The sequence below is a fragment of the Sphingobium sp. SYK-6 genome, assembly GCF_000283515.1.
In the GTDB taxonomy this organism is placed as follows: Bacteria; Pseudomonadota; Alphaproteobacteria; order Sphingomonadales; family Sphingomonadaceae; genus Sphingobium; species Sphingobium lignivorans.
The window spans coordinates 3017671-3029423 of the sequence record NC_015976.1 but is presented as its reverse complement, the minus strand read 5'-3'; the positions used below and the strand labels follow the sequence as shown (position 1 = coordinate 3029423).

At 65.7% G+C, this 11753-nt stretch carries 8 protein-coding genes; 4 read left to right on the top strand and 4 right to left on the bottom strand.

Annotated features, from left to right (window positions below; all coding sequences use genetic code 11):
- Window positions 1-7: 7 nt before the first annotated feature.
- From pcaF to SLG_RS21780, 3 genes are read right to left on the bottom strand one after another with little or no spacing between them, the layout of a single operon-like run.
- Complete coding sequence (pcaF, locus tag SLG_RS13875) at window positions 8-1210, bottom strand: 3-oxoadipyl-CoA thiolase (protein WP_014077120.1); 1203 nt, start codon at window positions 1208-1210, stop codon at window positions 8-10.
- Complete coding sequence (locus SLG_RS13870; RefSeq protein ID WP_014077119.1) at window positions 1207-1917, bottom strand: CoA transferase subunit A; 711 nt, start codon at window positions 1915-1917, stop codon at window positions 1207-1209. Before SLG_RS13870 ends, pcaF begins: the two co-directional genes overlap by 4 nt.
- 18 nt (window positions 1918-1935) lie before the next feature.
- A complete protein-coding gene (locus tag SLG_RS21780) occupies window positions 1936-2625 on the bottom strand; it encodes an EthD domain-containing protein (protein WP_014077118.1) in 690 nt (229 codons plus the stop codon).
- A gap of 608 nt (window positions 2626-3233) precedes the next feature.
- On the opposite strand from SLG_RS21780, the gene SLG_RS13860 reads away from it, so the two are divergent.
- Window positions 3234-5987, top strand: coding sequence for a TonB-dependent receptor (locus SLG_RS13860; RefSeq protein ID WP_014077117.1), 2754 nt, complete (start codon window positions 3234-3236; stop codon window positions 5985-5987).
- A 108-nt stretch (window positions 5988-6095) separates the two neighbouring features.
- Complete coding sequence (gene phoA / locus SLG_RS13855) at window positions 6096-7496, top strand: alkaline phosphatase (RefSeq protein WP_014077116.1); 1401 nt, start codon at window positions 6096-6098, stop codon at window positions 7494-7496.
- Between the two features lie 192 nt (window positions 7497-7688).
- On the opposite strand, the gene SLG_RS13850 is transcribed toward phoA, so the two are convergent.
- Entirely contained in the window at window positions 7689-8186 is a 498-nt protein-coding gene (locus SLG_RS13850) for a nuclear transport factor 2 family protein (RefSeq protein ID WP_014077115.1), read from the bottom strand.
- 215 nt (window positions 8187-8401) lie between these two features.
- Here SLG_RS13850 and SLG_RS13845 point away from each other — a divergent pair, with 215 nt between their 5' ends.
- Together SLG_RS13845 and SLG_RS13840 are read left to right on the top strand one after the other, a co-directional pair.
- Window positions 8402-10009, top strand: a complete 1608-nt coding sequence (locus SLG_RS13845; RefSeq protein WP_014077114.1) for a GMC family oxidoreductase — start codon at window positions 8402-8404, stop codon at window positions 10007-10009.
- A gap of 226 nt (window positions 10010-10235) precedes the next feature.
- Complete coding sequence (locus tag SLG_RS13840; protein WP_014077113.1) at window positions 10236-11714, top strand: carotenoid oxygenase family protein; 1479 nt, start codon at window positions 10236-10238, stop codon at window positions 11712-11714.
- Window positions 11715-11753: the final 39 nt, after the last annotated feature.

Below are 11753 nucleotides of genomic sequence, written 5' to 3'. Positions count from 1 at the left end.
TAGGGCTTCAGCAGCGCTCTATGGCGAGCGCAAGCCCCTGGCCGACGCCGATGCACATTGTGACCAGCGCGCGCCTGCCACCCGTCTCTTCCAGCGCATGGGCCGCCGTCATCGCCAGCCTTGCGCCGGACATGCCGAGCGGGTGTCCGAGCGCGATGGCGCCGCCATTGGGATTGACCTGCATCGACGCCGGGTCGCCGCCCAGCGCGCGCAGCGAGGCGATGACCTGGCTGGCAAAGGCCTCGTTGATCTCGATGATGTCGAAATCCCGAAGTGTGAGCCCCAGCCGGTCCATCAGCCGACGGCTGGCCGGCACGGGGCCGATGCCCATGACATCGGGCTCCACGCCCGCGCTCGCCATGCCCAGGATGCGGGCGCGTGGCGTCAGGCCATGGCGGGCCGCAGCCGCTTCGGATGCGACAATCAGCGCGGCCGCGCCATCGTTCACGCCCGATGCGTTGCCGGCCGTCACCGTGCCTTGCGCATGCACCACCGGCCGCAGCGCGGCGAGTGCCTGAAGGCTGGTGCCGGGGCGGGGATGCTCATCCGTATCCACGATGATGTCGCCCTTGCGGCCGCCGATCGTGACCGGGATGATCTCGGCGGCGAAGTAGCCCCGGGCCTGCGCATCGGCGGCGCGTCGCTGGCTCTGCGCGGCATAGGCGTCCTGCTCTTCGCGGGTGATGCCGTAACGGGTCGCGACATTCTCGGCCGTCTGCGGCATCGAGGCGGTGCCGTAGAGGCGCTGCATGGCGGGATTGACGAAGCGCCAGCCAATGGTCGTGTCCTCGAGCTGCTGCGTTCGCGTGAAGGCCTGTTCGGCCTTGCCCATCACCAGCGGCGCGCGAGTCATGCTCTCGATGCCTCCGGCGATGGCGATATCGATCTCGCCCGTGGCGATCGCGCGGGCCGCCTGTCCCACGGCTTCGGCGCCGCTTGCGCAGAGGCGGTTGACCGTCACGCCCGGCACGCTGACGGGCAGTCCCGCGAGCAGCGCCGCCATGCGCGCCACGTTGCGATTGTCCTCGCCCGCCTGATTGGCACAGCCGAGGATCACCTCGCCGATCGCGGCGGGATCGAGACCCGGGTTGCGCGCCATCAGGGCACGGATCGGCGCCGCGGCGAGGTCGTCCGCCCGCACGGGCGCGAGCGCGCCGCCCAGGCGCCCGATAGCGGTGCGCGCCGCATCGCAGATGAAAGCCCCGGTCATGCGACCTCGCGGGGGCGCGTGGTGCGCTTCTCGATGCGTTTCTCGTTGATCGTATTCAGCACGATGCGGTCGACATAGATGCCGGGGGTGTGGATGCAGTCCGGATCGAACGTGCCTGCAGGCACGATCTCCTCGACTTCCGCCACCGTCACCCGGCCTGCCGTGGCCATGTTGGGATTGAAGTTGCGCGCGGTCTTGCGGAACATGAGATTGCCCGCCGTATCCGCCCGCCATGCCTTGACGATCGAGAGATCGGCGCGCAGCCAGGTCTCGCGCACATATTCCTCGCCGTCGAAGAACTCGGTCGGCTTGCCCTGCGCGACCAGCGTGCCGACGCCGGTCTTCGTGTAGAAGGCAGGAATGCCGGCGCCCCCGGCGCGGATGCGCTCGGCGAGGGTGCCCTGCGGGGTGAGTTCCAGTTCCAGCTCGCCGGCCAGATACTGCGCTTCGAACAGCTTGTTCTCGCCGACATAGGAGCTGATCATCTTCCTGATCTGGCGGCTCTCCAGCAGCATCCAGAGGCCGAAGCCGTCCGCGCCGGCATTGTTCGAAATGACGGTGAGGTCCTTGACGCCGGCCCGGCGGATTTCGGGGATCAGGCTTTCCGGGTTGCCGGAGAGGCCGAACCCGCCGGACATGATGGTCATGCCGTCGAAGAGGAGGCCACTCAGCGCGGACGCCGGATCTGGATGGATCTTGTTTGCCATGGAGAGGCCCTTGTGAGGTTAGCCCGCTGATCTGTCGGGAAGGATGAAGGGATATTCGATGGTCACGATCGTGCGGCAACGGGGCAGATCGAGGAAATGCTCGCCATCGGCCATCCAGGCATCGGCCTGCGGCGAGGGCACCTTGCCGCCCGGGTCGTCGCTGCCGCTCGCCCACCATGTCTCGGTGATGCCGTCGATCCCGGGACCGTTGCCGGCGTCCCCCTCGAGGATGGTGTTGAACACGGCGCCCTTGAGGCCCGGCACGTCATGCGCGAGTTCGGCGTGGCGGCCGAGCCAGTGACGCTCGAAATTCGCACGCGAAAGCCCGGGCTTGCGCGCGAGCAGCAGGGTGCGCTTGATGCCCCCGGCGGCCCGGTCCGGCGCGATGACGACATTCTCGCGGACCGTCCACCGGCGCCACTCCGCGCGATCCATGATGCGCCCGCCCGATGTGAACAGCGCCTCGCCGGTCTCTGAAGAGAGCGCGGCCAGTCGCGCGTCCTCGCTCTCGAAAGCACATTGCACCATTCCGTCGATCCGCGACGGATAAGCGGCCTGCGGCTGGTCCGCGCCCCCGGCACCCAGGGTCTCCGAGTAGATCAGCGTCCGCAGGCCCGGCAGGCTGCGGGCGAGGGCGGCATGGAAGCCGAACCAGCGGATACGGAACTGCTCCTCGGTCAGCTGGGACGGGCGCGCGATCATCGCCATCAGCTTGGAAGCTGAAGCTATGGCTGTTGATGGCCTTGCGGTGCCCGCCATTGCGAGGACGGGCAGCATGGCGCCGGCCCGAATGACCTGTCGACGCGTGGCGGGACCGGCTTGACCGCGCTCCGGGCCTGGCGATCCAATTTCCGGAATTGTCGTCGTCGATCGCTGCAATGCCATGCCGCCATGCTGTAGAGATTTTCGCGCGCGTCTTAATCCCGCGTTTCCGCACAGATTTGAAGCGGGGAGGCGGTCGTCTATCGTTCCGATCGGCGCGTTCCGGCCTGCGTTGCTTTCACGCCGCATGGCGGCTGACAAATCGCGTCCCGTCACAGCCATGTAATATCTCTTCTTCATCGCACCCGCGAACCGGACGGGATGGCGGAACTGGCAACGCGCCATCCGTCGTCGCTACAGGCTGCGATGCGTCGCCGCCCGTCGGGTGGGGGGAGGTAGGCGCGCGCTGGGGCCGGAAGGCCGTGGCTACGCCTGCACAGAACAAGCTCGCAAGAAGCGCTGCAATCCCGGTCTCCAGGAGATCGGGAAACCCGGGCGCGCGCCCGGCGATCGGGCGCTGCGAGCCGACGTCCGGATATTTGAAAAGGGGTCCAATGATGAACAGCAAATTCAACCGCTCGGTGCGCACAGCGCCTTTTCTCATCGGCGTTGCATTGGCGGCTTTGACGGCCGCCCCCGGCATGGCGCAGACCACGACGGTGGATCCGGCGAGCGAGGACGGTGCGGGCGAGGAGATCGTCGTCTCCGGTTATCGCCGCAGTATCGAGGAAGCGATCGACATGAAGCGCGTGACAGTGGGGTTCTCCGATTCCATCGTCGCGACCGACATTGCCGACTTCCCCGAGCAGAACCTCTCCGAAGCCCTGCAGCGCGTGCCGGGCGTCACGATCGAGCGTGACAAGGGGCTGGGCACCCGCGTCAACGTGCGCGGCCTGCCGACCGAGTTCACCTTCGTCTCCATCAACAAGCTGGCCACGGCCTCGGGCTCGGGTGGCCGCGATGTCGAGTTCGACATCTTTGCCTCGGAACTGATCCAGTCCGTCACTGTCCAGAAATCGCCGACCGCGGCTGATGAGGAAGGGGGCATCGCAGGGTCCGTCTCGATCCGCACCGCGCGCCCGTTCGACAACCCCGGCCTTCGCCTCGTCGGCAGCGCCGAGGGCGCGTATAATTCGATCTCCGAGAAGATCGATCCGAGTTTCTCTGTCCTCGCCAGCAACACCTTTGGCGATTTCGGCGTGCTCGTGTCGGTCGCCAAGCAGCAGCGCACCAACCGGACCGATTCCAACTCCGGCATCAATTTCCGCCCGATCGCCCGCTGGACCGACCGTGCGGGCACGACCTACCGCAATCAGGCGATCGCCGTGCTGCAGCGGGACGCCGGCGTGACATTCACGGACGCGATGAAGAACAAGATCGTCTTCCTCGATAAGGTTGGCGACCGCGTCTATCAGAACGATCAGGATCGCCTCGGCCTGTCAGGCTCGATCCAGTACAAGCCCAGCAGCACGTTCAGCCTCGCCTTCGATGCGTTCGTCGGCTCATACGACACGACCGAGGATGAATATGACGCGGCTGCCTATTCGGCCTCGAGCAACTCGACGCTGGAAACCATCCATGCCTATGACGACAAGACCTTGGCCGACGCCGGCATCATCGTGCTGCGCGACGTGTCCTACACCAACACCCAGCATGAATTCCTGAGCAAGGAATATATCAACGAGACCGACTATCGGCAGTTCGGCGGCGAGCTGAACTGGGAGACCGGCAATTGGACGATCAATGCGCTGGGCGGCTATTCCGGCGCGGAGAAGACGCTCGACTACGCCAATCTCAAGCATGTCGCCTATGCGCCTTCGCGCAGCCGCTACACCGAGAATGGTGGCGAGACGATCCCCAGCAGCAACCCGCGCACGATCGACATGTACAATGCGCCAAATGCCTATCTGTTCGAGGCCTATGAAACCACGCGCGAGCAGATCAAGGACGACAAATATGCCGCGCAGGTCGATGTAAGCTATGGCTTTGCATCCTCGATCCTCAAGCGCCTCAACTTCGGTGGCCGCTACACCAACAAGAGCAACGAACGCCAATATGGCGAGGAGAAGATCCAGGGGCCGACGCGCGGCAGCACCGCTTATGTCAACACGCGCACGCTGGGTGCCAGCCCGCTCACCGATGTGACGGACATCGTTGGCGGCAAGGCCTATCAGGCACGCGATCTCAGCTGGGCCCAGATCTCCAACGACTATGCGCGAGACTTCTTCCGTCCCGCCGGTTTCGTGACGCCGTTCGCCGATGCCAATTATGCCAAGGTGAAGGAAGAGACGATCGCCGGCTATGCGATGGCCGATTTCCAGTTCGACATTGCGGTGCCCGTGTTCGTCAATCTCGGCGGCCGCTATCTGCGCACCACCATCCATTCCGAAGGCTTCCACCAGGTCCAGAACCCGGACGGCACGACCGGGCTCACGCCGACGCCGGTGTCGAGCGAAGGTCGCTACGAGAAGTTCCTGCCCTCGTTCAACGCCCATGCCGAGCTGACCGAAAGCCTGCTGCTGCGCGCCGCCGCCTCGCAGACGCTGATCCGCCCGGCGCTGACCGATCTCGCTTACAAGCGCACCGCGAGCTACAGCAGCTTCCGCTACACCGATGGCAATCCCGGCCTGAAGCCCACTTATGCCGATCAGTGGGAAGTGGGCGTCGAGAAGTATCTCGGCCGTGGCGGCATCCTCTCGGCGTCCTATTTCTGGAAGAAGATCAAGGGGGTGGTCCAGAGCCAGCTGACCGGCGTCGTGCCCGACGTGACCGTCTACAATGCCAATGGCACCGTCAACGGCGTCTATGACTTCGACGTCTATCAGCCGGTCAATGCCGAAGGCTCCTACAAGGTCAGCGGCGTCGAGCTCAATGCGGTGATCCCCTTCGGCATGTTTGCCGAGTGGGCCGATGGCTTCGGCATCAACGCCAATGCCACGTTCCTCGACAGTTCGCTGACCGGCGAGTCGAGTCTCGACATCCCGACCTCGCCGATCGGCCTGTCCGACAACGCCTACAACGCGACGGTCTTCTATGACAAAGGCCCGCTCTCGCTGCGCCTGTCCTACAATCGCAGGGGCAAATATGTGGAGCGGATCGAGCGGAACATGTATCCGGTCTATCGGGATGCTTATGGTCAGTTCGACTTTGCGGCCAGCTATCAGCTGACCCGCAATGTCCGCGTCGAGGTGCAGGGCATCAACGTCGGCAATGCCAAGACCACCGGCTACACGATGGATCCGTCTTTCCCGACCACTTATGAATTGTCGGGAAGCCGCATCAGCCTGGGCATCCGCGCCCAGCTCTGATCAACGTTCTGCGGGCCGGCCTGCGGTCGAGCGCGATGGACGCGAGCAGCGCCGACGCGCTCGACCATGCGCACCGCTCGCTGGCCCATTTTCTCCCGGAGACCTGCCATGATGACCCGTATCGCTCTGACTGCCGCACTCGTGCTCGCGGCCCAGCCTGTTCTCGCGCAGGAGCAGGCGCCTGACCTGGCGCGCGCGGCGCGGGGCGATCTGCGCGAACCGGGCGGGGCGCGGCGCCTCGCCGGTGATATGCGCGCGGCCTATCGCACGCTGGCTGCCGAGGGCGAAGTGCGCAACGTCATCCTGCTGATTGGCGATGGCATGGGGGATTCGGAGATCACCATCGCGCGCAATTATGCCGAGGGCGCCGGCGGCTATTTCAAGGGCATCGATGCGCTGCCTTTCACTGGCCAGTACACCCATTATTCGCTCGAGCGCGAGACCGGCAAACCCGATTATGTGACGGATAGCGCTGCCTCCGCCACCGCCTGGGCGTCGGGCGTGAAAAGCTATAATGGCGCGATCGGCGTCGATATCCATGGCAAGCCCCATGCAACGCTGATCGAGCTGGCCAGGAAAGCCGGTCTTGCCACCGGCAATGTCTCGACGGCCGAGATCCAGGATGCAACGCCAGCCGCGCTGCTGGCCCACGTCGCTTTCCGCAGCTGCTACGGGCCGACCGCGACCAGCAAGACCTGTCCGCAGAATGCGCTGGAAAATGGCGGGGCCGGCTCGATCACCGAGCAACTGCTCGATACCCGCGCCGATCTCGTGCTCGGCGGCGGTGCGGCGAGTTTCGCGGAGATGGCGAAGGCGGGTCAATGGAAAGGCAAGACGCTGTTCGAGCAGGCCAGCGCGCGGGGCTACCGGATCGTGCGCAACGCTGCGGAACTCGAGGCCATCACGCGCGCCGATGACAGGCAGCCGCTGATCGGCCTGTTCTCGGAAGGCAATATGCCGGTCCGCTGGACGGGCCCGCGCGCCAGCCTTCACGGCAATATCGACAAGCCGGCCATCACTTGCCAGCCCAATGCCGCGCGCAATGAAACCATACCGACGCTCGCGACGATGACCAGCAAGGCGATCGCGCTCCTGAAGCCCAAAGGCTTCTTCCTTCAGGTCGAAGGCGCGTCGATCGACAAACAGGACCACGCGGCCAATCCCTGCGGGCAGATCGGCGAGACGGTCGATCTGGACGAGGCGGTCCAGGTCGCGCTGGCCTTCGCGAAGGCGGATGGCCACACGCTGGTCATCGTCACGGCTGACCATGCCCACACCAGCCAGATCGTGGGCAACGGCACCCGCTCATCCGGCCTGACTGCGGCACTGAACACGCGGGAGGGCGGTGTCATGACAGTGAACTACGGCACCGCGGAGGAAGGATCGCAAGGCCACACAGGCGCGCAGCTGCGCATCGCCGCTTATGGCCCGCAGGCCGTCAATGTCAGCGGCCTGCTCGATCAGACCGATCTCCACTACATCGTGCGGGACGCGCTCAAGCTGGATTGAGCGTTCTTCCGGCAAGATCGCGAGTGTTCGGGGGGCGGCTGGCCTGCGCGGATCATCAGATCCGACGCGCTCCGCTCCGCCCCGCAGTGCGGGCTTCGGGCAATGGGTCCCCCGATGACCACGCAGTTCCGCCCCGGCGACCAGCGCACATCGGCGGAACCGGCCAGTCCCCGGGCGCGATATGCTCGCCCCCTACGGCTTCCTGATGATGAGGGAGTCCGGGCGCTTGCGGGGGGTCCATTGACCGCGGCCGGGGAAGTTCTTGAGGATCTCGCCATCCCAGAGGCGCGCGACGCGCCGGTGGAGGCGCCAGCGGCGATCGTCGCCCTTGACGGCATGGTCCTCATAATAACCGACGAAGCGGAGCAGGAAGGGCGTCTCACCTTCGCATTCGGTCACGAAGGCGAAGGAGCGCATCTTCACCGTGCCATCCGCCTGCGGCATGTACTGCACCTGCGTGACGTGGTGCTGGCGCCCGGGAAAACCCTCCGCATTGCGATAATGTTCGGCGATGCCGCGAATGCCCTCATGGCCCTCCCAGATGTCGGGCTCCTCGAAAACCTCCTCGACCATCCGCGCGTCCGGCGTGAAGCAGGCGACCAGCCCCTCCACATCACCGGTGTCCAGCGCCCAGGCATAAGCCGCGAGCAGGTCCTCCAGGGCAAAGCGATCCTCAACCGAAAGATCCATGTCGTTCCTCTCCATTCTGTTGACACAATCGTAACATTCGTTATGGTTCATGACAAGGGCGCAGGACCAAAATCGAGAGGAGCTTGATGGTGAATCCACCACATCCGATGCATGGCATCGGCGGGTGAGACGAGCTGCACGCAGCGCTGACATCCCGGAAAAACACGCCCGGGCTCCCGGAAACTCCACTCACTCAAAGAAGAGAGAAGCAGCGCGTGAGCGACACTGACATCATCGTGATCGGCGGCGGATCGGCGGGCGCAGCCATGACCGGCCGGCTCGCCGAGGCCGGATTGAACGTAACGCTCGTTGAGGCGGGCCAGTCGGACCGGCATTTCCGGTCCCGCGTCCCCGCGCTCACCAGTTCCATTGTCCAGAACCCCGCCTATGACTGGTGCTACCAGGTGGAGCCGGACGAATCCCGCGGCGGCCGGGCCGACATCTGGCCGGCAGGCAAGATGCTGGGCGGCGGCAGCGCGCTCAACGGGATGATGTTCATCCGCGGGCATCGCTGGGACTATGACAACTGGCAAGCGCTCGGCGCGGCCGGCTGGAACTATGAGTCCGTGCTTCCCTATTTCCGGCGCATGGAGGACAATGAACGCGGTGCGGATGCCTGGCGCGGGACGGGTGGCCCCATCGCCGTATCCGAAGGGCGCGCGCATTACCCCATCACCGACGCGTGGATCGCCGCGGCGGAGCAGACCGGCATCGAAAGACGCGACCTCAATGGCGAGAAGGCCGAAGGGGTCGATTATGTCCAGGTCTCCCAGCGGAACGGCACGCGCTGCTCGTCTGCGCGCGGCTATCTCCATGAGTTCAAGGGCGCGACGCCGCCGCAGACGCTGCTGGGCGCCCAGGTGCTGCGCATCCTGATCGAGGATGGACGCGCCACCGGCATCGCCTATCTTCAGGACGGGGCGCACAAGACGCTGCACGCGAAGCACGGCGTCGTCCTGAGCGCCGGCGCCATGAACACGCCGCGGCTGCTCATGCTCTCCGGCATCGGCCCGGCGGCGCATCTGGCCTCGGTCGGCGTGCCGGTGCTGTGCGATCGCCCGGGCGTGGGCCGCAACCTGCAGGATCATGTCGGCACGCATGTGGTCAACACCGTGACCGCGCACACGCTCAATGACGATGCGCGCGGCCTGCGCGGCGCGCTCTCGGTGCTGCGCTATGCCCTGTCGCGGCGCGGCGCGCTCAGCACCTCCATCGGCCATGCCCAGGCCTTCGTGAAGACTCGGCCGGGCTTGCCGGCGCCCAATATCCAGATCTCGTTCGCGGCCTTTGCCTTCGACTTCGACGCGCAGGGCCGGCTCGTGCTGGGCAAGACCGCCTCGGTCTCGACGCTGGTCGGCCTGATGCGGCCGAGCTATCGCGGGCAGATCACGCTCGGGTCGGCCGATCCGCTGGCGCCGCCGGTCATCCATCACCAGCAATTGTCCTGCGACGATGATATCGACCAGATCGTCGAAGGGATCGGGATCGCGCGGGATATCCTGACGCGCCCGCCCGTGGCCGAGCATATCACCAGCGAGGTGCGCCCCGGCCCCGCGCTCACCGATCCCGCCGAGCTGCGCGATTATGTCCGGGTCGCGGCCATCCCGATGTTCCACCCGGTCGGCACGGCCAGGATGGGCGCTGCGGACGATCCCATGGCCGTCATCGATCCGGATCTGAAAGTGATCGGCGTGGACGGCCTGTGGGTCGCCGATGCCTCGATCTTCCCGTCCCTGACGGCAGGCAACACCAATGCGACGGCCATCATGGTCGGCGACAAGGGCGCGGATCATGTCCTGCGGACACTGCGGCGCAACGCCTGAGAGCCGGTTCGGAAATGCGCGTGAGTGCGCATTTCGAGGCCGCACCGGCCCGCTCCCCCACCCGGCCACCCATAACATACTGCCGTTGGGTGGCCGGGTGGGGGAGCGGGCCGGCACCGCACTGCGCCAAAGGGCGCATTTCCGGACAGGTTCTGAGCAGGACCCGGCGCGGGCTCAGGCAGCAGCCCGTCGCGAACGATCAATGACAGTATGAGAGGATCAGCCCATGGCGAGTTTTCCCGACACCATTCACTTCACCGGGCTCAACACGCCCGTCCGCATCGAATGGAACGCGCATGATCTGGACGTGATCGGCGAGATCCCGCGCGAGATCGACGGCGCCTTCTTCCGTGCCGTGCCCGACCCCGCCTATCCGCCGAAGTTCGATGACGAGATCGTGCTCTCGGGCGACGGCATGATTTCCCGGTTCGGCATTCGCGACGGCAAGGTGGATTTCGCCATCCGCTATGTCGAGACGGCGCGCTACAAGGCCGAGAAGGCGGCGGGCCGCTCCCTGTTCGGCAAATATCGCAATCCGTTCACGGACGATGCGGAGGTTCAGGGCATCGACGGGACGGTCTCGAACACGACGCCGGTCTGGCATGCGGGGCGCCTGTTCATGACCAAGGAGGATGGCCTCGCTTACGAGATCGATCCCGAGACGCTCGAGACGATCGGGCGCTGGGACTATCATGGCGCGCTGAAGTCGCAGACCTTCACTGCGCATCCCCGCGTCGATCCGGCGACCGGCGAGATGTTCTTCTTCGGCTATGAGGCCGGGGGCCTCTGCACGCCGGACGTCGCCTATTGCATCGCCGACAAGGATGGCAATCTGGTCTCCGAACAGTGGTTCCAGCAGCCCTATTGCTCGACCATCCATGATTTCGCGATCACCGGCAAATATGCGGTCTTCCCGATTTTCCCGACCACGGCCGACCTCGACCGGCTGAAGGCCGGCGGTGCCCACTGGGCGCACCAGCAGGAGCTGGAAAGCTGGGTGGGGATCATGCCGCGCTATGGCAAGGTCGAGGAGATGCGCTGGTTCAAGGGGCCCAGGGGCGTTTCCGCCTTCCATTTCGTCAATGCCTATGACGACGGCGATCTGGTGCATCTCGACATCTGCCTGTCGGACACCAATGCCTTCGCCTTCATGCGCGAAGCGGGCGGCATCCACCGCGCGCAGAACGAGCTTGGGGGCGGCCTCGTCCGCTGGACCTTCAATCTGGCGAGCGACGAGGAGGGCTTCGAATCCCGGGTTATCGGCCCGCCGGGCGACATGCCCCGGCTGCGCGATGCCGATCAGGGCCGGGCCTATCGCGCGGCCTGGTATCTCACCATCAATCCGCAAGGCGGCGCGCCGCTTCCGGGCGGCCCGGTCGGCGCTGCGTTCAACGCCATGCTGCGCATCGAGCCGGGCAATGGCCGGATCGACATGATGCCGCTGGAGCCCGGCCTGGCGATCAGCGAGCCGGTGCATGTCCCCTCGTCCGAGCCGGACCATGAGGGGTGGCTGCTGGCGGTGATCGACCGTCAGCTCGACACCGGTCGCTTCGCTTCGGAACTGTGGGTCGTGAACGCCGGGGACATCGCGGCGGGACCGGTTGCGCGAGTGCTGATCCCCGTTCCGATGCGCGCACAGATCCATGGCGCATGGGTGTCGCGCGAGCGGCTGGCGGAGGCGCGGGCCCGCGCTGCGGCGGCGTAGGGCACGTGGACAAATTCCAGCCCGAATGAACGTCGGCTT

What these genes read in the sequence shown, in the direction of transcription:
- SLG_RS13860 (WP_014077117.1), top strand. Translation starts at nt 3,234, where the DNA reads ATGATGAACAGCAAATTCAACCGCTCGGTGCGCACAGCGCCTTTTCTC.
- SLG_RS13850 (WP_014077115.1), bottom strand. Translation starts at nt 8,186, where the DNA reads ATGGATCTTTCGGTTGAGGATCGCTTTGCCCTGGAGGACCTGCTCGCG.
- SLG_RS13870 (WP_014077119.1), bottom strand. Translation starts at nt 1,917, where the DNA reads ATGGCAAACAAGATCCATCCAGATCCGGCGTCCGCGCTGAGTGGCCTC.
- SLG_RS13840 (WP_014077113.1), top strand. Translation starts at nt 10,236, where the DNA reads ATGGCGAGTTTTCCCGACACCATTCACTTCACCGGGCTCAACACGCCC.
- SLG_RS21780 (WP_014077118.1), bottom strand. Translation starts at nt 2,625, where the DNA reads ATGGCGATGATCGCGCGCCCGTCCCAGCTGACCGAGGAGCAGTTCCGT.
- phoA (WP_014077116.1), top strand. Translation starts at nt 6,096, where the DNA reads ATGATGACCCGTATCGCTCTGACTGCCGCACTCGTGCTCGCGGCCCAG.
- pcaF (WP_014077120.1), bottom strand. Translation starts at nt 1,210, where the DNA reads ATGACCGGGGCTTTCATCTGCGATGCGGCGCGCACCGCTATCGGGCGC.